General features: G+C 70.8%; 22 protein-coding genes and 2 pseudogenes. 9 read left to right on the plus strand and 15 right to left on the minus strand.

The window, feature by feature from the left end:
• Positions 1 to 31 precede the first annotated feature (31 nt).
• From HCC78_RS20550 to HCC78_RS20560, 3 genes are all read right to left on the minus strand, one after another.
• Positions 32 to 877 (minus strand): CPBP family intramembrane glutamic endopeptidase, encoded by an 846-nt coding sequence (locus tag HCC78_RS20550; RefSeq protein WP_172330670.1) that lies wholly within the window; start codon positions 875 to 877, stop codon positions 32 to 34.
• A 735-nt stretch (positions 878 to 1,612) separates the two neighbouring features.
• A complete protein-coding gene (gene dut / locus HCC78_RS20555) occupies positions 1,613 to 2,059 on the minus strand; it encodes a dUTP diphosphatase (protein ID WP_172330671.1) in 447 nt (148 codons plus the stop codon).
• An 841-nt stretch (positions 2,060 to 2,900) separates the two neighbouring features.
• The gene (locus HCC78_RS20560; RefSeq protein ID WP_172330672.1) at positions 2,901 to 3,380 is read right to left on the minus strand and encodes a hypothetical protein; all 480 of its coding nucleotides are present in this window, start codon (positions 3,378 to 3,380) and stop codon (positions 2,901 to 2,903) included.
• A gap of 284 nt (positions 3,381 to 3,664) precedes the next feature.
• Here HCC78_RS20560 and soxR point away from each other — a divergent pair, with 284 nt between their 5' ends.
• Entirely contained in the window at positions 3,665 to 4,129 is a 465-nt protein-coding gene (gene soxR, locus HCC78_RS20565) for a redox-sensitive transcriptional activator SoxR (protein ID WP_172330673.1), read from the plus strand.
• A 211-nt stretch (positions 4,130 to 4,340) separates the two neighbouring features.
• Here soxR and HCC78_RS34915 read toward each other — a convergent pair.
• Positions 4,341 to 4,949, minus strand: a pseudogene (locus HCC78_RS34915) (outer membrane beta-barrel protein); the annotation flags it as partial.
• Here HCC78_RS34915 and HCC78_RS20575 point away from each other — a divergent pair.
• The 4 genes from HCC78_RS20575 to HCC78_RS20590 all read left to right on the plus strand — a co-directional run bounded on the left by HCC78_RS20575 (position 4,891) and on the right by HCC78_RS20590 (position 7,418).
• A complete protein-coding gene (locus tag HCC78_RS20575) occupies positions 4,891 to 5,673 on the plus strand; it encodes an AraC family transcriptional regulator ligand-binding domain-containing protein (protein ID WP_172330674.1) in 783 nt (260 codons plus the stop codon). The pseudogene HCC78_RS34915 and the gene HCC78_RS20575 sit on opposite strands and share 59 nt — an antisense overlap.
• 6 nt (positions 5,674 to 5,679) lie before the next feature.
• Positions 5,680 to 5,883, plus strand: a complete 204-nt coding sequence (locus HCC78_RS20580; RefSeq protein WP_256368310.1) for an AraC family transcriptional regulator — start codon at positions 5,680 to 5,682, stop codon at positions 5,881 to 5,883.
• Positions 5,884 to 6,067: 184 nt separating this feature from the next.
• Positions 6,068 to 6,793: an SDR family oxidoreductase gene (locus HCC78_RS20585; protein ID WP_172330675.1), complete on the plus strand. Its 726-nt coding sequence runs from the start codon at positions 6,068 to 6,070 to the stop codon at positions 6,791 to 6,793.
• Between the two features lie 67 nt (positions 6,794 to 6,860).
• Positions 6,861 to 7,418 (plus strand): NADPH-dependent FMN reductase, encoded by a 558-nt coding sequence (locus HCC78_RS20590; RefSeq protein WP_172330676.1) that lies wholly within the window; start codon positions 6,861 to 6,863, stop codon positions 7,416 to 7,418.
• Between the two features lie 54 nt (positions 7,419 to 7,472).
• On the opposite strand, the gene HCC78_RS20595 is transcribed toward HCC78_RS20590, so the two are convergent.
• From HCC78_RS20595 to HCC78_RS20610, 4 genes are all read right to left on the minus strand, one after another.
• Entirely contained in the window at positions 7,473 to 9,665 is a 2,193-nt protein-coding gene (locus tag HCC78_RS20595) for a xanthine dehydrogenase family protein molybdopterin-binding subunit (RefSeq protein WP_172330677.1), read from the minus strand.
• Positions 9,666 to 9,668: 3 nt separating this feature from the next.
• Positions 9,669 to 10,115: a 2Fe-2S iron-sulfur cluster-binding protein gene (locus HCC78_RS20600; protein WP_172330678.1), complete on the minus strand. Its 447-nt coding sequence runs from the start codon at positions 10,113 to 10,115 to the stop codon at positions 9,669 to 9,671.
• 217 nt (positions 10,116 to 10,332) lie between these two features.
• Positions 10,333 to 11,307: an alpha/beta hydrolase gene (locus HCC78_RS20605; RefSeq protein ID WP_172330679.1), complete on the minus strand. Its 975-nt coding sequence runs from the start codon at positions 11,305 to 11,307 to the stop codon at positions 10,333 to 10,335.
• A 29-nt stretch (positions 11,308 to 11,336) separates the two neighbouring features.
• Complete coding sequence (locus HCC78_RS20610; RefSeq protein ID WP_172330680.1) at positions 11,337 to 11,690, minus strand: cyclophilin-like fold protein; 354 nt, start codon at positions 11,688 to 11,690, stop codon at positions 11,337 to 11,339.
• A 320-nt stretch (positions 11,691 to 12,010) separates the two neighbouring features.
• On the opposite strand from HCC78_RS20610, the gene HCC78_RS20615 reads away from it, so the two are divergent.
• Together HCC78_RS20615 and HCC78_RS20620 are read left to right on the plus strand one after the other, a co-directional pair.
• Positions 12,011 to 12,469 (plus strand): cupin domain-containing protein, encoded by a 459-nt coding sequence (locus HCC78_RS20615; protein WP_172330681.1) that lies wholly within the window; start codon positions 12,011 to 12,013, stop codon positions 12,467 to 12,469.
• 160 nt (positions 12,470 to 12,629) lie between these two features.
• Positions 12,630 to 13,559 carry a LysR family transcriptional regulator gene (locus HCC78_RS20620; RefSeq protein WP_371743874.1) on the plus strand — a complete coding sequence of 310 codons (930 nt, stop codon included), beginning with the start codon at positions 12,630 to 12,632 and terminating at the stop codon, positions 13,557 to 13,559.
• Between the two features lie 29 nt (positions 13,560 to 13,588).
• Here the strand turns inward: HCC78_RS20620 and HCC78_RS20625 are convergent, their stop codons facing one another.
• A complete protein-coding gene (locus HCC78_RS20625) occupies positions 13,589 to 13,723 on the minus strand; it encodes an SDR family oxidoreductase (RefSeq protein WP_172330682.1) in 135 nt (44 codons plus the stop codon).
• On the opposite strand from HCC78_RS20625, the gene HCC78_RS20630 reads away from it, so the two are divergent.
• A complete protein-coding gene (locus HCC78_RS20630) occupies positions 13,716 to 14,297 on the plus strand; it encodes a LysR substrate-binding domain-containing protein (RefSeq protein WP_172330683.1) in 582 nt (193 codons plus the stop codon). The genes HCC78_RS20625 and HCC78_RS20630 overlap by 8 nt on opposite strands.
• Positions 14,298 to 14,484: 187 nt before the next feature.
• Entirely contained in the window at positions 14,485 to 15,345 is an 861-nt protein-coding gene (locus tag HCC78_RS20635; RefSeq protein ID WP_172330684.1) for an aldo/keto reductase, read from the plus strand.
• A 70-nt stretch (positions 15,346 to 15,415) separates the two neighbouring features.
• On the opposite strand, the pseudogene HCC78_RS20640 reads toward HCC78_RS20635, so the two are convergent.
• The 6 genes and pseudogenes from HCC78_RS20640 to HCC78_RS20665 all read right to left on the minus strand — a co-directional run.
• Positions 15,416 to 16,081, minus strand: a pseudogene (locus HCC78_RS20640) (SDR family NAD(P)-dependent oxidoreductase); the annotation flags it as partial.
• A gap of 217 nt (positions 16,082 to 16,298) precedes the next feature.
• Positions 16,299 to 16,667 (minus strand): DUF2255 family protein, encoded by a 369-nt coding sequence (locus tag HCC78_RS20645; RefSeq protein ID WP_172330686.1) that lies wholly within the window; start codon positions 16,665 to 16,667, stop codon positions 16,299 to 16,301.
• Positions 16,668 to 16,805: 138 nt separating this feature from the next.
• Positions 16,806 to 17,180: a hypothetical protein gene (locus HCC78_RS20650; protein ID WP_172330687.1), complete on the minus strand. Its 375-nt coding sequence runs from the start codon at positions 17,178 to 17,180 to the stop codon at positions 16,806 to 16,808.
• A complete protein-coding gene (locus tag HCC78_RS20655) occupies positions 17,180 to 17,890 on the minus strand; it encodes an MFS transporter (RefSeq protein WP_172330688.1) in 711 nt (236 codons plus the stop codon). The genes HCC78_RS20650 and HCC78_RS20655 overlap by 1 nt, the downstream gene beginning before the upstream one ends.
• Before the next feature lie 195 nt (positions 17,891 to 18,085).
• Positions 18,086 to 18,979 (minus strand): hypothetical protein, encoded by an 894-nt coding sequence (locus tag HCC78_RS20660; RefSeq protein ID WP_172330689.1) that lies wholly within the window; start codon positions 18,977 to 18,979, stop codon positions 18,086 to 18,088.
• Positions 18,976 to 20,151, minus strand: coding sequence for a Gfo/Idh/MocA family protein (locus HCC78_RS20665; RefSeq protein WP_172330690.1), 1,176 nt, complete (start codon positions 20,149 to 20,151; stop codon positions 18,976 to 18,978). Before HCC78_RS20665 ends, HCC78_RS20660 begins: the two co-directional genes overlap by 4 nt.
• Between the last annotated feature and the right edge of the window lie 380 nt (positions 20,152 to 20,531).

Here is a 20,531-nt window from a genome sequence, read left to right on the forward strand (position 1 = left end):
GGAGTTGCGCCGCCGCTGGCCGCGCGCTGTCTCAGCCGATCGCCGCCGGGTAGGTGAACAGCAGGAGATGCGCCATGTTGAACCCGAAGTGGAAGAGCACCGCAGCCCGCAGGCCGCCGCCGAACTGGAAGGCCAGCCCGTAGGCCAGTCCTGCCAGGCCCGCAAAGACGGCGAGCACGGCTCCGCCGCCGAGATGGGCCAGTCCGAACAGGAGGCCGGAGAGTGCCAGCCCGGGCCAGATGCCCAGGCGCGCGGAGAGCCGCCGCTGGATGTAGCCCCGGAAGAAGGCCTCCTCCGGCAGGCAGGTCAGCAGGAGGTTGCCGACGGCAAAGATCGGCAGCCAGCCGGGGAACGACGCTTCCCAGCGCAGCGTGCCCGCCGAAAGGGCGAGCAGGAACAGGCCCGCGAGAATGGCAAGGGCCGCGCCCATGAGCTTGCCATAGGGCCCCTGCGTGCGGGCCAGCAGGTCGGGCAGCCCGAAGAGCAGCAGGAAGAACGCGAACGGCTTCTCCAGTCCGATGCCGTAGCTGAACGGGAGGCTGGCCGGTCCCGTCCGGAAATCGGCCGCGATGGTCAGCCTGTCCGCGCCGGGCACCAGCCCCAATCCGAAGGCGAGGCAGGCCAGGATCAGCAGGCCATGGCCCAAGGGCCTGGCTCCCGGCGGCAACCGCGGGATTTGCGCCGATGCGGCCAGGCATGCGGCGAAGATCAGGATGGAGGGCAGGCCGAGGGCGCCGGACTGCCAGGCGAGGATCGCGGCGACGGCCAGGAACGGCAAAGCCGCCAGCTTCCGCCCGGTCCAGCCGATGGCCAGGGCGGCTGCGAAGGGCAGCCAGGGCGCTATCTCGGGCCAAACTCCTGCCAGGATGCTCGACATGGGCTTCAAGTTTCCCCGGATTGGGCGTCGTGATGGATTGCCGCCGGTGGACGCCGATGCCGGCCGATGGCTCGGTGCCAGGCTAGCTTCGCGGCTGTCTGCCCGCAATGCGGCCCGCCGCACCTTCCGGCTGGCGGCGCCTGCGGCAGCGCTGCTTTCCGCGGCCGAAGCGTCTCAGAGCTATGCGGCATGCGGGTTCAGCCGGTCCGGCGGCATTTCCGCGGAAGGTTTTCGGCGCGGCCGTGGCGGACCTTGCCTTGCGGAGGGCATCCGCGGTCGCCCGTCATTCTCCGCGGGGCTTGCGCCCGGGCGGCGCGTCCGATGGCTGCAGCATCCGCGCGCGGCGCGCTGTCTGCGCTTGCGCATGGGGGGAGCGCGCCGCAGGACCTCCCGGCCAGATCCGGGGAAGCCGCGCCACTGCGGGATGGACGGACTCCGGGCCAAGGCGCGCGTCTCCGCTCCGCAAGCGGCCCGGCGCTGCCCTGCTGCCGCTCAGGACACCGGCGCGACGGCCGGAAGCGCGCGGTGCGGCCCGCCGGAGGCGTAGGCAGGCAGGGAGCGGTCCCTGCTGACGGGGTGCCCGGTCTGCCTCCGGTCCGGGCCAGAGGAACCTGCGGTCGGGCAGGACACCCGGGCATGTCCGTTCGCGCCGGGGTTTTCCGTCCCCCGGAACGCGCCGCTCATCGCGGGCAGCGCGCCCGGGGACCGGTGCTCTGGGCCGCTGCCGGTCCGGCCTCAGGCCACGCCGGTCGAGCCGAAGCCTCCGGCGCCGCGTTCGGTACCGGAAACCGAGTCGACCTCGACGATCTCCGGGCGTCGCACGTCGGCAATGACGGCCTGCGCGATCCGGTCGCCATGGCTGACCGTGAAGGCAGCGCGGCCGGCGTTGAGGAGCGCAACTTTCGCCTCGCCCCTGTAGTCCTCGTCCAGCGTGCCGGGGCTGTTCGGGATCAGGACCGAGTGGCGCGTGGCCAGCCCCGAGCGCGGCCGGATCTGCATTTCCGTTCCGGACGGCAGCTCGACGACGAAGCCCGTCGGGATCAGCGCGACCTCGCCGGGCAGGATTTCGACCGGTCCGCCGGGCAGGCAGGCGCGCAGGTCCATTCCTGCCGCGCCCGGGGTCGCATAGGCCGGGAGCGGCAGGTCGTTGCCCGCGACGCGCAGGAATTTCAGCGTGTTCATGTCTGTCTCTCTTCGTTCCGTGACGTGGTGCCGGCGACCGAGTCGCCGCCGCGCTCCGTCCCGAATACCGTGTTTCCGGGCCGAGATCTCCGCCCCCGGGCGGGCCCTGCAAGGGCAACCGGGGCCGGGCTGCCGGCGCGCGATCCACCGGGACGCATCGCGGTGCAGGGGCCATTCCGCCCTATCGGGCCTGGCCCGCGCGCCGCGCCGGCAAAGGGGATGGCCTGCCGCGCGCTTGCCGTCACGAGGCGGCTTGCGCGGATAGGCCGCGCCCTTGGGATCGCGGTGACTGCCTTGGCGTCCTGCGGGTCCGGCCCGCCTGCGTCTCCGGCCGGGCGGGCATCGGTCCGGCTGGCAGTCCCGGACAGGCCGCCAAGCCGCCGCCGCGGAAGTTGCGGCGGCCGCAGTCCCGCAGGCGCCGTGCCGGATCGGCGGCTTTGGCTTGCCGGACCACCTTCGGAGGCGTGAATTGTGCGGATGTCCGCGTTCCGGCGATGTCCTGCGATCCTGCATTGGGGGACCTTGCCCGGGGGCGGGGTACATGCCACCGGCCGCGGTCGCGGCTGGACTGTTTCTTGTCATCCCGTGTCGGGGCCTGTTCTCCGGCTCACGCCGTCCCGGAGAGCGCCGGGCCGATCGTGGTCACGGGCGGGTCCGGCTGCTGGCGACGCGCACGAAACGGCCCCGCGGCGATGCTCGCGGGGCCGTCTTCCGGTTCCGGCCGGAGGCGGGAACGTCTTCCTTCGGGGAAATCCGCTGCCCCGGCCCTGTCGGGCGGGCGCCTCCGGCCCGCGCGCACGCGCAGCGAGGGGCGCCTGTGCGGGGCCGGGATAGTGCCGGATCAGTCGTCGCCTGCGCCGGTTGCCTCGAGGTAGAGCGCGGCGAGCGTTGCCGTGTCATGGGTCCCCGGCGCGACGCCGAGGGCTGCGGCCAGCTGGCTGTTCTCCGAAGCGGCGGCGGCGTCGCGGGAGACGATCTCGCGCGGGGCTGTCAGGGCGGCGATCCGGTTCGCCTTGTTCTGCTCGACGGCGGATTTCAGCGCTGCGAGATCGGCGGAAGAGAGGCTGCCCGGCGCAACGCCGAGGCTGGTTGCCAGCTGCGCGCTCGGGTCGGCGGCGGCAGACGGTCCGTCGACGATGAAGGCCACGCGGGCACTGTCGCCATCCTCGATTGCCTCGCGCAGCTGGACCAGCTGGGACGTGCTGTAGAGGCCGGGCTGGACGCCGATCGACCGGGCCAGCTGGTCGGAGGCATTGGCGGTTGCGGCGAAGCCCGTGGCGGCGATGGCGAGGGCGGCGATGGCTGCAAATTTGCTGTTCATTTTTCTTTTCCTTGAGTGCGCCGGAACCCGGCGCCTGGTGGCGGGTGTCTGTGCCGCCTTGGACAAGACAGGATTTAGACTTGTGAACTCACGCAGCAAAGATCAAAAAATGGCCAGAATGATGTGCAAAAAAGCACATTATTTAGGGCGGGCCAGATCTTGAAATCGGAGGCTCCCTCCGGAAACCGCAGCCGCCCGGGGTGGCGCCTGGCGGGCCAGGGCGGCCTTGCTGCCGCAACACCCGCCGCGTAAAACCTGGACGAAGGTTAAGGATTGGAAGATGCATGGAACAGCGGGCGGAACGGGCCGGGATGCTGACGGTCGGACAGGTCGCGCGGCGCAGCGGGGTCGCCGTCTCCGCCCTGCATTTCTACGAGCGGAAGGGGCTGATCTCGGCCGATCGCAGCGAAGGCAACCAGCGGCGCTATTCGCGCGACATCCTGCGGCGGATCGCGATCATCCGGGTGGCGCAGGATCTGGGATTCCCGCTGGCGGAGATCGCGAAGCTCCTGCGGCCGATTCCGCCGGGCCGCGCGGCCAGCGCCGCGGAAGTCGGCGCCATGGTTGCGGATTGGCGCGCGGCGATCCAGGCGCGGATCGACGGCTTGACCGAACTTCGCGACAAGCTCGACGGCTGCATCGGCTGCGGCTGCCTCTCGCATCGGGACTGCCCGCTGCGCAATGACGGCGACCGGCTGGGGAAGGGCACCAGCGGCCCGGTGCTGCTGGCGGCCGGGCGCGCGGGCTGAAGGGCTCAGAACCCGTAGGCCAGGCCGATCCCGGCGCGGTGGCCCGCGGCGAGACCTCGCGGCGGCGGCCATTCGCCTTCTTCAGCGAGACCGCCCCGAAGGCGGCGCGGCTCAGATCCGCGAAGCGCCGCAGATGCTCGCCTGCCTGGCGCGAAACGCCCAGCACGGCCTGCACGCCCCAGGCGCTTCCGCTGTCATCGTCCAGTGGTCCCGCCGCGGTCCGGCAGCCGTCGAGCTTGAAGCTGCCATGGCCGATCCCGAGACCGGCATAGGGCACCCAGCGGGCGGCGCCGGTTGGATCGAAACCGGCATAGGCATTGGCCCAGGTCGCCGCGGCGAGGCATTCGCCGCCGCCGGTACCGGACACATCGGCGGCCTGGCCGGAAGAATGCAGTTTGGCGCGGATGCCGCCCCAGCGGGCGACGGGTCCGAAATCGTGGCCGAGATGGAGGCTCAGGCCGGGATCCGCCTGCGGCTCGGCACTGGTGGCGCCGGCATCGTGATCCGCAGCGCCGACGGCACCGAGCGAGAGGGCGGCATAGGCGCCGGAATCGGCCAGCGCCGGAACGGCGGCGGCGGCGAGGAGGGCGGAGAGGGCAACAGGGGTCATGGTGACTGTCCTTCCAGGTCCGGCAAAGCGGCGGAGTAGCCCGTCCGGGCCCTCCGCGACAGGACCGCCCGGGACAGAGTCTTGGCCGCAGGTTGCAGGCGCGGCACCGCGCATCCTTGCCCCGGCCGGAGGGCGCGGGCCGGGCAGGGCCATGAGACTGCGGTCCGCATCGGCCGGACTGGCCCGTTCCCATGCCGACCATGCCGCCATGCTGGGTGCCGACCGCGCCGCGCTGCCGGCCGACCAGGATGCGCGGGTGCCGCTCGGCCGGTTCCGGGCGCTGATCCTGGCGGCGAAGGCGGCGACCGGCGACCCGGCCTTCGTCCTGCACCATGCCGCGGCCACGCGGATCGAGGATCACTCCGTCGCCGGGCTGATCATCCATGCCTGCCGCAGCATGGCCGAGGCGGTGGCGCAGCTGAACCGCTGCGGCAGGCTGATGGTCGAGGTCGACCTGATGGACGGGGCGGCGCGGTTCTCGGCGGAGATCGGCCCCGAGGGTGCCCGGATCATCGGCAACCGCCCCGATCCGGATGCCTTCCCGGAACTGACGGAGTCGGCCTTCGGCCGTTTCGCCGCCGAGTTCCGGCGCGAATTCCCGGACCGGCCGTTTGCCCGCGCGCTGGAGGTGACCCATGCGGCGCCGGACCAGGCCGCAGCCTATGGCGAGGTGCTGCGCTGCCCGGTGCGCTTCGGCGCGCCGCGCAATGCGATGCTGATCGACGCGGCCCGGCCGGGGCAGGAATTCGGCGAGCACAACGGCTATGTCTTCGGGCTCCCCGCGGAGCGGGCCGAGGCGCTGATGGCGGAACTGTCGGCAGCCGAATGCCTGCCGGCCCGGATCGAGGCGCTGCTTCTGCCGGATCTGCACAAGGGCGCGTTCTCTGCCGAGGCGGCGGCGGCCCCTCTGGGGATGAGCCGCCAGACGCGCTAACGGCGGCTGAAGGCCGACGGCACCAGCTTCGCCGCGCTGGCGGACGGGCTGCGCTGCCGCATGGCGAAGGACAGCCTGAGCGCGCGCACGGTCTCGGCCAGCGAGGCCGCCTGCCTGACCGGGTTTGCCGAGACCTCGTCCTTCGCCCGCGCCTTCCGCAGCTGGGCCGGGCTTGCCCCGGCCCGGTTCCGCGCGGGCCGGGCCATCTGATCCGGCGGGCGGTTTGCCGCAGCTCTGCAATGCAGCATCCGCTTGACCTGAACTTAGGTTGAGGTCGGACAAGGGCACCGGCCTGTCCGACGCAGGCGCCCCGGCGGGACCGGGGCTGTTGCGGAGCCCGTGCGTCCCGTCCCCCTGGCGCGCGGCTCCGTCATGAACGGAGGTGACGCAAGTCATGGAAGAGTCCAAGAAGATCGCGCTGGTCAGCGGCGCGAACCGCGGCATCGGCGAAGCGGTGGCCCGGGCGCTGGCGGCGCAGGGCGTGCATGTGCTGATGGGCTGCCGCGACCTGGAGAAGGGCCGTGCGGCAACGGCACCGCTGGTGGCCGCGGGGCTGGAGGCGGCGGCGGTGCAGCTCGACGTCACCGACGCGTCCAGCGTCGCGGCGCTGGCGGAGGAGATCAGGGCCAGGTTCGGCCGCCTCGACATCCTCGTCAACAATGCCGGGGTCGGGCTGGACTTCGTGCCCGGCCTCACGCCGGTGGAGAAGATGGAGCAGACGCTGGCGATCAACGTCACCGGCGGGCTGCGCCTGACCGAGGCGATGGTGCCGCTGCTCGCCGCCGCACCGCATCCGCGCATCGTCAACGTGTCGTCGGAGCTGGCCAGCTTCGGCCTGCGCCACGATCCGGACTGGGAACATGCCGACAAGATCCTGCCGACCTACGCGGCCACCAAGGCCGCGGTGAACGCGCTGACCGTCAGCCATGCCGCCGCGCTGGCGGAGCAGGGGATCAAGGTCAACGCGATCTGCCCGGGCTTCACTGCGACCGAGGCTACGGGGTTCGTGCCCGACCGCACGCCGGACGAGGCCGCGGTGATCGTGGTGCAGATGGCGCTCATCGGCGATGACGGCCCGACGGGGACCTTCTCGAACGACGCGGGCCCGCTGCCCTGGTAGGCCGCACCCATCCCTTTCCCGCCGGGCGGCCCCCTGCTGCCTGGCCCCCTCCCCAGGAAGACCGAAGATGAAAGAGACCTATGATATCGCCGTGCTGGTGGGTTCGCTCCGCAAGGGCAGCTACAGCGGCATGCTGGCCGACGCGCTGATCCGCCTGTCGCCCGCGAACATGACGTTCCGCAAGGTGGAGATCGGCCACCTGCCGCTCTACAACCCCGATCTCGACGGCCGGGAAGCCGGCGGGGCCTGGGCGCAGTTCCGCGACGAGATCCGCGGCGCTGACGGCGTGCTGTTCTCCTCGCCGGAATACAACCGCTCGGTCCCGGCGGCGATCAAGAACGCGCTCGATGTCGGCTCGCGGCCGATGGGGTCGAGCGTCTGGAAGGGCAAGCCCGCCATGGTCGCGACCTGCTCTCTGGGCGGGGTCGGCGGCTTCGGCGCGAACCACCACCTGCGCCAGCCGCTGGTGTTCCTCGACATGCCGGTGATGCAGCAGCCCGAGGTCTATGTCGGCGGGGTCAAGGCGCTCTTCGCCGAGGACGGGTCTATCGCTTCGGAGGCCACCGAAGGCTTCCTGAAGACCGCGGCCGAGACCTTCGCTGGCTGGGTGGCCAAGTTCGCCTGACCCGATGGGATGCGATGCCCCCGCTGCCTTTCCGGGCGGCGGGGGCATTTCCCGTCAGCCCGCGCTCAGGTCATGGCCCGAGAGCGGCAGGGTGCGGAACCGCCGTCCGGTCAGCGCGGCGGCGGCATTGACCACCGCCGGGCCGACGCCGGGCAGGCCGGGCTCGCCGATCCCGCCCATCTTCGCGCCGCTCTCGACGATCGCGACCTTCACCTCGGGCATCTGGTCCGGGCGCAGGATGTCGTAGCTGTCGAAGTTCCGCGCCACCGGCGCGCCATCCTCGTAGACATGTTCCTCGACCAGCGTCTGCGACAGGCCGAGCGCCACGGCGGATTGCACCTGTGCCTCGATGATCGCCGGGTTGACGATGCTGCCCGGATCGATTGCCACCCAGATGCGGTGGACGCGGATCGATCCGCCCTCGACCGACACCTCGGCCATGGTCGCGACTTCCGAGCCGAAGGGCGAGGCCATCGCGACGCCGCGGGCGAGGGTGGTGCCGTCCTCCGCCTGATAGGGGCCGCGCTGCCAGCCGCCCGAGAGCGTCTCCACCTCGGCCAGCAGGGTGGCATGGCGCGGCGAGCCCGCGACCAGCTCCTTGCGCAGCTCGTAGGGATCGCGCCCCGCAGCCTCGGCCAGCTCGTCGAGGAAGCTCTCGTAGAAATAGTCGTGCATCGAGTGCCCGACAGCGCGCCAGTAGCCGATCACCGCCGGGTTGGCGGCATAGACATGGCCGATCCGGCGGTTCGGGATCGCGTAGGGCTTGCCCGAGATCCCCTCATGCGCCGAGCTGTCCTCGCCCGCCGGCGCCTTGTACCAGCGTCCCGTCGGCCCTTCGCCCAGCACTTCGGCCGAGAGCGCCAGCGTGCCGTCCGCCAGCACCGCGCCGCGGAACCGCGCCGTGCCCATCGGGCGCACGGCGTCGCGCAGGAATTCCTCCTCGCGGGTCCAGACCAGCTTCACCGGGCGTCCGGTGGCCTTCGCCAGGCGGATCGCCTGCGGGAACGGGTTGGCGGTGCGGTAGAGGAAATGCCGCCCGAAGAAGCCGCCAAGCATCTGCGAATGGATCGTCACCTTGTCCGGCGCGATCCCGGCAGTCTCGGCGGCAGCGCCGAGGAACATCTCCGGCGCCTGGTTCGGCAGCCACAGGTCCAGCGTGCCATCCGCGTTGAAGCGCGCGGTGGCGGAGGGCGGCTCCAGCTGGCCATGGGCCAGGAAGGGCGCACCATAGACCGCCTCGATCACCGTCTCCGCGCCCGCGAGCGCCGCCTCGGCATCGCCCTCGGCCTCGACCTGCAGCCCCGGACCTTCAAGGGCGAGAAGCTGCTCGCGATAGCCCGCGCTGGAGAAATCCGCCGGAAGCGGCCATTCGGCTTCGGTTTCCTGCCACTCGACCTCTGCCGCCTCGACGGCACGGCGGGCCTGCCAGAAGCGGTCGGCGACCACCGCCACGGCCCCGTCCAGAAGATGCACCGAATGCACGCCGCGCATCGCTTCGATCTCGGCGAGGTTGGTCACGGAGGCCGGGCCCAGCCCCAGACGCGGGGCGTGCTGCACGGCGGCCGAGAGCATGCCCTCGACCTCGACATCGATGGCGTATTTCGCCTGGCCGGTGGACTTGTCGCGGATGTCGAGCCGCTTCAGCCCGGCACGGATCCAGCGGAACTCCGACGGGTCGCGCAAGCTGACCTCGGCCGGAACGGCAAGCTCCATCGCTGCCCCGGACAGATCGCCGTAGCCGATCTCGCGGCTGGACGCCTCATGGACGACCACGCCCGGACGGGTGGACAGCTCGGAGACCGGCACGCCCAGCTGCTCGGCGGCGGCCTCGACCAGCATCGCGCGGCCCGTGGCACCGAGACGCCGCATCAGGTCGTAGCTGGTGCGCACCGACGAGCTGCCGCCGGTGAAGCGGAAGCCGCCCATCACGTCGAAGGGCGCGCCGGGCGGGGCGGGGACGACCTCGAAGACGGCAGGGTCGAGGTCCAGCTCCTCGCCGACGATCTGGGTCAGGGCGGTGTAGATGCCCTGGCCGCCCTCGATGAAGGGGCTCTGCAGCACCGCGGTGCCGTCGGGACGGATCTGAAGGAAGAGCGGCACCGGCGGACCTGCCTCGGGGGCGGCCTCCTGCCCGCGGGCCGGGCGCAGCGGCAGGGCGGTGGCCAGCACCAGCCCGGCAGTGCCCGAGAGGAAGCCGCGGCGCGACAGGTTCAGCGGACGGGATTTCGGGAAGCTCATCTCTGTCATGGATCAGGCCTCCGACGCGGCGCGCACGGCAGCGCGGATCTTGTTGTAGGTCCCGCAGCGGCAAAGGTTGGCCATGGCAGCCTCGATGTCGGCGTCGTCAGGCGCGGACGTGCCGGTCAGCAGCGCGGTCGCCGCCAGCACCTGGCCCGACTGGCAGTAGCCGCATTGCGGCACCTGGTGCTCGACCCAGGCCTCGACCACCTTGCGCCCGGTTTCCGTGTCTTCGACCGTCTCGATGGTGCGGATCTCGGCGCCCTCGGCCATTTCGGCCGGGGTGATGCAGGAGCGGGTGGGCTGGCCGTCGACGAGCACGGTGCAGGCGCCGCATTGCGCGATCCCGCAGCCGTATTTCGTGCCGGTCAGGCCCAGCTCCTCGCGGATCACCCACAGGAGCGGGGTGTCCGGCTCGACATCGACATCGCGGAGGGTTCCGTTGACCTTGAGTTGCACTGGCGTCTCCTGGAGTTGCGTTCGGCGTTTTCGCCTGGGATGCTTTGCCGATAAAACTGGCGCGGCAGGGCAGAACGGGAATGCGCTGTCCCCTCATGCCAGAAATGAATCCTGCTCATGAGATGGCGGACCGGGCGGACATGCACCCGGTCCGTGGAATGGCGCGCCGCACGTGGGCCTGCTGCGAGGCCATGAGCCTGCGCCGGCGGCTATCTGGTCATTCCGCCGCGAGCGCTCCGGCTCCGGCAAATGCCTCGCCGAAGAAGGCGGCGAGCCGGGCGAAGGGGATCTTCTCCGGACGGTCATAGAGATCGACGTGGTTGCAGTCCTCGATCACCAGCAGTTCGCGCGGGCCGGGCAGGTTCTCGAACACATCCTCGGAGAAGTAGCGCGAATGCGCCTCGTCGCCGATTACCAGAAGCACCGGCCGCCCGGCCAGCCAGCCGAGATTGTCGAGCAGGGCGAAGTTCATCCAGGACGGCGAGGACGTCATGGTGAACTGCGTGGTCGAGCGCGGGTGGTAGCCGCGCGGGCGCGAGTAGAACTCCCCGAACTCGGCCCCGACAGGGTTGGCTTCCGCATCCCAGTCAAGCGGCGCGCCGCGATCGGTCATGGCCGCATCGCCGGTCCCGGCGTCGGTCCAGCGCTGTTCTGCCAATGTCCGGAGCATCTCCAGCCGGTCGGCATCGGACAGGCTGTCGCCGAAGCCGTTCCGCATCATCCGGCTGATGTCGTACATCGACACGGTGGCCACGGCGCGGATGCGCGGGTCGATCTTGGCGGCCGACAGGGCGAAGCCGCCCGAGCCGCAGATGCCGATGGCGCCGATCCGCGCGCGGTCGACGAAGGGCCGGGTGCCGAGAAAATCGACCGCGGCCATGAAATCCTCGACCATCTGTTCGGGCGAGGACAGGTGCCGCTGGCCACCTTCGGAGGCGCCGTTCCAGGCAGGGTCGAAGGCCAGCACGACGAAGCCCTGCTTCGCCAGTTCGCCGGCATGGAGCGCCGGGCCCTGCTCCTTGACGCCGCCATAGGGCGCGCCGACGATCAGCGCCGGGTGGCGGCGGGCGGCATCCAGCCCTGCGGGCGCGTAGAGATCGGCCGCGATGCGGAGGCCGAAGCGGGTTTGATACGAGACCGGCGTGCGGGTGATGCCGGCGGGAAGATCGCAGATATATCCGTTCCTGGGCATGGGGGCAGTCCTTTCGGTCTTTTGTCAGGTCAGTCGGCCAGCTCGATGCGGACCGGCGTGTTTCCGGCTCCGAGCAGGGCGTCGAGCGGCCCGTCGAAGCGGCCGAGCTTCAGCAGGCCGGGCGAGGAGGGGAAGTCGCGGTAGAAGATCGCCAGGTTGCTCCAGGGGCGGTACTGCGTGATGTCGCCCGCCTTCGGCGCATAGGCGCGGGGCTCCCCGCGGTTGTCGAGCTGGCGGCCGAGGCCGGCGATCTTCTCGGTGCCGTGATAGTCCTCCAGCACCAGATCGAGCGGCAGCATCGACGCGAAGTCGCGGGCTGGCGCGCTGTCCTCCAGCGTGGCGGCAAGGACCGTGTCGCCCACGGTCACGGTGATGCGGGTCATGTCCCGGTCCCTTTCCTCGTCTGCGGCGGCCGGCCCTGCAAGCAGGGTCACGAGCGCCAGTGCCCTTGCCATCCTGGTGCGCATGCGCCGCCCTCCGGTGTCCGTGACGATCTATGGCATCGGGGCACCGGGATCATCGCCTGCAGATTGCTGCCAGCCATGAGCAGGGTTCATCAATCCCGGCGCACCGCAAGCTGGACGCGATCCATGAGCTGTCCTCATCACCGTCTCCCTGCGCGCGGCCATTATCCCGGGCCTGTCCCGGGCCATATCGGGAAGCAGGCCACGAGGCCGCCTCATTTCCCGAAGGAGACGACCCCATGACACGCATCGCCGCGATCCTCGCGCTGACCCTCGCCGCCCCCGCTGCCATCGCGCAGTCGATGGAGATCACCCGTGCGGAGGACCGCGCCGGGCAGATCGGCGCCGCCGGGACCTTCACCGGCACCGCCTATGTCGCGCCGGTCTTCGGTCCGGACATGGCCGGGGTCAGCGCGGGCGAGGTGACCTTCCTGCCCGGCGCGCGCTCGGCCTGGCACACCCATCCGGCAGGGCAGAAGCTGATCGTCACCGCAGGCACCGGCTGGGTGCGGGAGCGCGGCCAGCCGAAGCAGGTGATGCAGGCCGGCGACGTGGTCTGGTGCCCGCCGGGCGTGGAGCACTGGCACGGCGCGACCGACACCACCCCGGTCACGCATCTCGCGATCCAGGCGGCGGTCGATGGGTCGGCGGTCGACTGGGGCGACCATGTCTCCGACGCGGACTACCATGGCGAATAGGCAAGACGGCCGGATTGCCCGGCTGCTGATGCCGGCAGCCGCCATTGCGGCCGGGCTGGCGCTCGGCTGCGGGGCAGGGGCGGCCGTGCTGCCCTCCGGCCTGACAGGATAGTCATTGGCACTGATGAACCTTCCACATATATCCTGAGGGAGACTGACTATGATCCTGGACCATCAGATCAGGGCCTCCCTCATGCTGCGCGAGAACATCAACGACCTCATCGCCCTGGCCGCCGTCGCGGAAGAGCGTAGCTTCACCCGCGCCGCCGCGCGGCTGAACGTGTCGCAATCGGCGCTGAGCCACACGATCAAGGGGCTGGAGGCGCGGCTGGGGCTGAGGCTGCTGACTCGGACGACGCGCTCGGTCGCGCCGACGCTGGAGGGCGAGGACCTGCTGGCGACGCTGAACCCCTGCTTCGAGAAGATCGAGGCGCGGCTGCAGGCGCTGAACGACGCGCGCGACCAGCCGACCGGCACGGTCCGGATCGTGGCGGTGGAATACGCGATCGAGACGATCCTCTGGCCGAAGCTGTCGCCGGTGCTGAAGGCGCATCCGGCGGTCAATGTCGAGCTGGTGATGGATTACGGCTATACCGACCTGGCCTCGTCGCAATGCGATGCCGGGGTGCGCTATGGCGAGCAGGTCAGCGAGGGCATGATCTCGATGCGGATCGGCCCGGACGAGCGGATGATCTGCGTCGGCGCGCCGGAGTATTTCGCGGTGGCGGGCGTCCCCGGCACGCCGCAGGAACTCGGCGCTCATCGCTGCATCAACCTGCGGCTCTCGACCCATGGGGCGCTCTATGCCTGGGAGTTCGAAGATGCCGATGGCCACGAGATCCGCGTCCGGGTGCAGGGCCAGGCCTGCTTCAACACGATCAACCCGGTGATGCGGGCGGCGGTGGACGGCCACGGGCTGGCGCTGATCCCCGAGCGGCTGGCCGAGTCGCACCTGGCCTCCGGGGCGCTGGCGACCTGCCTCGACGCGTTCTGCCCGCGCTTCCCGGGCTTCCACCTCTACTATCCCAGCCGCCAGCGCCCCTCCTCGGCCTTCCAGGTCGTGCTCGACGCGCTGCGCGAGCGCGGCTGAGGGCCCGGCTCGCGCCGGACCCTGAAGGGTCAGTGGGCGGTCCGGCCGCCATCGGCGACGAAGATCGTGCCATTGACGAAGCTTGCTCCCGGCGAGGCGAGGAACAGCACCGCCGCGGCGATCTCCCCGGGCTTCGCGGCGCGCTTCATCGGGCTGTTGGCCATCAGCGCCGCCGAGATCTCCGGATCGGCTGCCGGGTCGAGCTCGACCTGCGCGACGAGATCGTCGACCTGCAGAGCGGCGACTGGGACCTGTCGGTGGGGCCGGCTGGCGGAGCCGAGCCTGAAATCCCGCCGGGTCGGCAGCTACGGCCAGTATCTCGTCGCCGCGCCCCGGCTGCTGGAGGAGCGGGCCGCGCCGCGCTCGCCCGGCGACCCTGCCGCCTTCCCGCTGGTTGCCAACGCCGCGCTGGCCGATCCCGCGGGCTGGGTCTTCACCGATGCCGCAGGCTGCCAGGCGAAAGTGCGGGGCGACATCGCCGCGACGGTCTCGACGACGCCGGCCGTCCTGGCCGGGGCGCTGTGCAGGCCGGGTGGCGCGGTGCTGCCGAGCTTCCTGGTGGATGGCTTTCTCGGCGAGGGGCGGCTGGTCCGGCTGCTGCCGGACTGGCGCCTGAAGGAGGGCGGGATCCGCATCGTCTATCCGCCGGGGCGGTTCCGCCTGCCGCGTGTCGCCGCCTTTGCGGACATGCTGGCCCGCGCTTCCGAACCGTCCGCGTTGGCGGCGCAGTCCGGCTGAACGCGGCAGGCGCCCCCTGCCGGCCGTCCATTTCATGCATCCCTTTCATGAGTAGCTTGAATATTGCGGCGATTATCCGGGGGGCAGTGCCGCAATAGATCAGGGTCACACAGCGCGGCGCTGCCATGGGGGCAGGGGCCGCAGGAGACCGCGGCCCCTCCGGGCCGCAGACGGAAAGGACGACCAGATGATCCTCGAGGAAACCCTCACCCTCCCGAACGGCGTCGCGATGCCGAAGCTGGCGCTCGGCACCTGGATGATCGAAGACGGCAAGGCCGCCGAGGCCGTGAAGGCTGCCGTGGAGATCGGCTACCGCCATATCGACACCGCCCAGGCCTATGGCAACGAGCGCGGCGTCGGGATCGGCATCCGCAGCTGCGGCGTGGCGCGCGAGCAGCTCTTCGTGCAGACCAAGCTGGCCGCCGAGATCAAGGACTTCGACGGCGCCAGGGCCGCCATCGACGGCTCGCTGGAGACGCTCGGCCTCGGCCATATCGACCTGATGGTGATCCACAGCCCGAAACCCTGGATGGAATTCTCCGGCGGGGAGCGCTTCTTCGAGGGCAATCTCGCGGCCTGGAGCGTGCTGGAGGAGGCCATGGAGGCCGGCAAGATCCGCGCCATCGGCGTGTCGAATTTCGACGAGGAGGACCTGGCGAACCTGATCGCGAACGCCCGCGTGAAGCCGATGATCAACCAGGTTCTGGCGCATGTCGCCAACACGCCCTTCGCGCTGATCGACTATTGCAAGGCCAACGGCATCGCGGTCGAGGCCTATTCGCCGATCGCCCACGGCAAGATCCTCGACCATGCGGGCATCGGCGAGATGGCGGCGAAATACGGCGTGACGGTGCCGCAGCTCTGCATCCGCTACGTGCTGCAGCTGGGCCTGGCGGCGCTGCCGAAGACGGCGAATCCGGCGCACATGAAGTCGAATGCCGAGGTCGATTTCGAGATTTCCGACGCCGACATGGAGGCGCTGAAGGCGATCGAGACGATCCGGGACTACGGCGACGCCAGCGTCTTCCCGGTCTACCAGAAAGTCTGACCGGCATCCGCGCCCAGCGAAGGACGCCCGGTGCAGACATGCTCCGGGCGTTTTCCGTGCGGGGCCCTGCTCATGGAAAGGGCCCGGCTGCCCTCGGGAGAGCCGGGCCATTCCGCGTGCTGGAGGGCCGGTGTCGGAGGAGCTGGCCGTTGTCGACCTGGATCACCTGCCCGGTCACCGCGCGGCCCTTGTCAGAGGCGAAATAGAGCGCGGCATGGGCCTGGTCGATCGGCTCGGTCGAGGGCACGGTCGTGTCGGTGCACTTGTCGGAGATTTCCAGCATCTCGCCGCCGCCTTCCTGCTCGCCCGCTGCCCGGCCCCGCGCCGCGTCGGTATCGGTCACCCCCGGCGCGATGGCGTTGCCGCGCATCTTCGTCCCCGAGAGCCGGATCGCGATGTCCAGCGCCGTCGCGTTGATGCCGCCCTTGCCGGTCGTGCAGGCGACGCTGCGGTTCGGCTTGGTGCCGTTGACCGACGGGACGTTGACGATCCGGCCCTCGTTGCGCGGCATCATGTGGTTGTTCGCCTCGCGGCGGTAGCGGGACGGCCCGGCGAGGTTGATCTGTATGATCTCGCCGGATTGCTCGCTGGTGGTCTTCTCGATCGCGTACATCTCGTCGGCGCCCGCGTTGCTGACCATGATGCCGACCTGGCCGAAGGCGGCGGTCGCCTCCTTGAAGACCCACGGCGGGGCGTCCGGATCGGCGCTGTCGGCAACCACGCCGACCGCCCTGCCGCCCTTCGCCCTCCTTGCCGGGCGCGTCCTTGACGCGCGCGGTCAGCACGACATGGCGCCTTCCTCGGCGAAGACCTCGGCGATGGCCTTTCCGATGCCCTTGCTGGCGCCGGTGATGACGGCGGTATTTCCTTCGAGAAGCCTGTGCTCCGTGTCTTCCTCTTCTGTCTTCCCTGCCCGGAGCCTGCATGGCCGGGGTCTTTCCGCTGCGCGCGGCTCAGGCGGCACCCGGAAGGATGCGGCACTTGCGGCAGCGCTCCGAAATCATCGGCGCGAGATTGGAGCTGGCGGCGTATTTCCCGCGAAAGGCGCCGTCGATTGCACCGGCCAAGGCCGGATCGGCCGGTTCGAAGGCCACCTCGAAGGACGTGCCGCCGCCGACGATCCTTCCGGCCTTACGCGCCAGCGCTGCCCTGTACCAGCTGGACCGCGCCCCGCTACGGGGCCGCACATGGACGGCACTCTTGAGACCGGCTGACCAGATGAAGGTCGGCGCGCCTTGGGCGATTCCGTCTGCGCGGAAAGGCGCAATCGTCCGTCCGTCCGCGACCGCGATCTGAGCCAGCTCCCCGCTGCTCCGGTCCATCGGCTGTCTCCTTCTGCCGGGGCACCCCGCCATGGGATGCCCTGCCTGAACGGAGATCTATCCATCCCGCCGCGGCGGAGTGGTCCGCGCGCGGCACCGGCGGTCATGAGAGCCAGTCATCAATGCTGCCGTCCTGCATCATTCCGCGGCCAGCGGTGCGGGGCCGGCGCGGCGGTCGGCCCAGAGCACGGCCCCAGCGCTGCAACGCCCGCGCTGGCGCCGGCGGCATTGCCCAGGTTGAAGTCCAAGATGTTGATCGCCGCTTCCATGCTGGGCCGCGGCGGCCTCCACCTGTGTTCCCGCGCTGCAGATGCGTGCCACGCAGGCCGCGGCCGCCCAGGCGGCCAGCCCGGTCGCTGCGCCCGCGGGCGTGGCCACTGCGAAAGGCACGGCGAGCGAGGCCAGCGCCAGCGCCCCCATCCCGATGGCCGCACCGCCCCAGAGCGACCGGCCGGCAAGCCTGCCGCCGATCCAGTTGTCCGCGGTCAGCCCGATGCCGATCAGTACCAGCATCAGCGTGACCGTCCCGGCGCCGGCGCCGGCGATCTCCTGCAGGATCGGCGCGGCATAGGTATAGATCGCGAAGAAGCTGCCGCGAAGAGGATCGTCGCCGCCACGGTGCGCAGCATCTGCGGGCGCAGCAGGGCGCCAAGCTCGCGCGCGTCAGGACGGCTGCCGCCGCCGGACGCGGGCAGGGTTGCACCGATCCCGCCAAGCGCCATCAGCCCGAGACCGGCGGTTCCGGCGAAGGCGGCGCGCCAGCCGATCGCGTCCCCGGCCCATGTCGCGGCGGGCACGCCGAGGATGTTGGCGATGCTCAGCTCCATGAACATGGTCGCGACGGCGTTGGCGCGGCGCGCGGGCGCGACCAGGCTGGTTGCGACCACGGCACCGAAGCCGAAGAAGGCGCCCTGCGCGAAGCTGGTCGCGATCCGCGCCAGAACCAGCGTCCAGTAGCCCCGGGCCGCCGCCGAGGCGAAGTTGCCGAGCACGAAGAGCGCCATCAGCAGCAGCAGCGTCATCACCGGCGCATCGGCCATGACGCCGGCGGCACAGGCGGTGACGATCTGCCCGGCGGCGGGGATCGGAACGCCGAGACTTCCGGCGATGGCGGGCAGGAGGCCCATCGGCGCTAGCTCGGCGGTGCCGACGCCGAAGGCACCCAGCCCGAGGGCGGGAAGCGGCAGCGTGGAAGGGGCGGTTCCGCCCGGTGCGTCGGTCATTGCAGTCATCTCTGGATGTCTTGGGGCCGGCGCGGCCGGCCAGACGCCCGTGCGCGGAACGGAGAAATCCCGCCGCACCGGAGGAACGGCGCATTGCGGGCGTGCAATGACCGCAGCCCACAGGGGGACGCCGCGCCGCAGAATGCCGCAAGGGCGGGCCGGTCATGAGCCCGCCTCATGGGGGGCGGCCGACGGCTAGAATGCGATGCTGGCCGTCACGCCGAAGAGCGGCGCGGTATCATAGCCGCTCTCGCCGACGACATGGCCGCTGTCGTCCTTGAACTTCATCTTGCCGTCGAAGGAGGCGCCGGCAAAGCCCGAGACCCGCATGGCCGGCGAGGGCTGCCAGCTTGCCGACAGGACCACGGGCGTGGACGTGTGGGTTCCGATCCCGCCGGGCACGTCGCTGCCGTCGTCCATGCGGAACTGGACCTTCTCGGTGCGCGCGCCGAGTCCGATGCGCCAGGCCGGCGCCGCCTGGTAGCTCAAGGACAGGCCCGGACCGCGGGTCGCGCCGATGCCCGGCCCGTTCGACAGGGTCAGCCGCTCGGTGATCTGCCAGTCGATGACCAGGATCGGCAGGTAGTCGGTATCGTCGTCCGGCGATTGGAAGATGCCGAGCCCGGGCCCGATGGACAGTCCCGGCGACAGCCTCCAGCTGACGCCGGCAAGCAGCGACGCGGTCGCGGCGTCATCGAGATCGGCTCCGGATTCCCCGGCATAGCCGAACTGCGGCATGAGATAGCCGGTCGCCGTCTCCGAGACCCGCATCCGGATCGGCGCGCTGAGCGTGACCTCGCGCACGTCGATCGGGCTGGTCAGGTCGTTGCGGCCGCCGAAATCGTAGTGGCTGCCGCCGATGCTCAGCCCGATCCCGAAGCTCAGCCCGCCCGGCGTCGCCTTCAGGACCTGTGCGCCGGCATCCCATCGGGTTAGCGAGATCTCCCCGCCGCGATCGAAATCCGCCTTGGGCATGACCAGAAGGCCGCCCTGGGACCGGACCCGCAGGCCGGAGGGGATGTCCTGGGCGGCAGCGGGAAGGGCGGACAGGGCAAGTCCGGCGGCAAGCAGGGCAAGGAGTCTGGTCACGGGGATGAGGGCTCTCTTCTGGTGTCATGCCGGGGCGGCGCCCCATGCTCGCGCGGGGCGTCGCGGGTTTCAAGCCCCGGAGAGCCGCTGCGCGCGGGCACGGCCCTTGGCGGCGGTGACCGCCCGATCCGGTCGAGCAGCTCGTGGAGCTTCACCGCATCGGCGAAGCTCGGTGCCGAGCGGCTGCCGGTGCGGATGTCCCCGGCCATCAGTGCGTACATTCCTGCGATGTTGCGCGCCCCGGCGAAGTCCGGCCTGCCCCCATGCGCGGAAGCCTCCGGCATCTGCGGGGTCATCTCGCTTTCGCCCCCGCGCGCGCCGCGGATCGAGAGCTGGGCCAGCTGCTCATGGCCGAGCCCGGCCGTCGCCTGCAGGTCGGCCCCGGTGCCGTCGATCTCCCACAGGAAGTTCGTGCCGCGGCCGGTGCCGCCGCGGTAGTGAAGCGAGAAGGCGGCGCCGCTGTCCATCGCGCCCTGCACGAGCACCTGGTCGGCTGCGGTCTTGGGGCGGTCCTCGCCGGTTTCGATGACCGTGACCGTGTCGAAATCGGACAGACTGCGCGCGCCGGCCGGGCCGAACCCGTCCAGCACGTTCTGCACCGAGGCGCGTGCATGGCCCGTCGGGATGTCCTGCATCGTCTCTCCGTTCGACGTGTCGAAGAGGTAGCAGAGCTCCGCGCTTGTCGTGCCAGCCCAGTTGCCGCCCGAGCCGATCAGCGAGGTCGAGAGAACGCTGCCGACATTGTCCTCCGCCACGAGCTTCTCCAGGTGGAGTATCTCCGGCGGGGTGCGGGCCTGGGTGCCGGACACGGCGACAGCGCCATTCTCCTCCGCCAGCCGCGCCAGCTGCCGTGCCTCGGCCAGCCGGTTGCCCAGCGGCCATTCGCAATGGACATGCTTTCCGGCTTCCAGCGCCACCGGCTCCAGGTGACGCGGCACCTTCACGGCCACCACGACGAGGCCGATCTCGGAACTGGCGGCCAGCTCGGCAGGGGAAGCGAAGGCGTGATACAGCCCCGGCGCCTGGGCGGTGCGCTGCGCGCTTTCCGGCGTCCTGTTGGCGACGCCGACGATCTCGCAGGCAACGGCCAGCGCGGGCTGGAGGGCAGCGGCGGCCCAGTGTCTTCCGGGATTGAGGCCGATGACTCCGGTGCGCATCGGGGTTGCGGTCATGGGGTGCCGTCCCGACTGTCTTTCGCTTGGACCCGCCGCGGCGCGCCGTCACTTGCGAAGATGGCGGCGCAGGCTTGAACCTGCCCGCCTGATCCGGTCTCTCTTTTGCCTGATCCGGTCATTTCCGACATGGCAGGGTCCTCAGCCTAGCCGGGCCCCGACGCCGGCTGCAGAACATGGTCCGCCCGCTGCGGACCAGCGGCGGAGACAGGCATGCGCGGGGCGGACCAGACGAGCGGATCGCCGTCCAGCCATGCCGATCCGGAGGCGCGCATCCCGGCGCGGCACCCGCTGCGGACGAACCGGCAGGCGGCGAAGCGGGCCATGGAGCCGCCGTCGGTCCGAGGCCCATGGCGAACGCGCCCGCCGGCCGCGACGGC

It is taken from the genome of Mangrovicoccus sp. HB161399 (assembly GCF_013184745.1).
Classification (GTDB): domain Bacteria; phylum Pseudomonadota; class Alphaproteobacteria; order Rhodobacterales; family Rhodobacteraceae; genus Mangrovicoccus.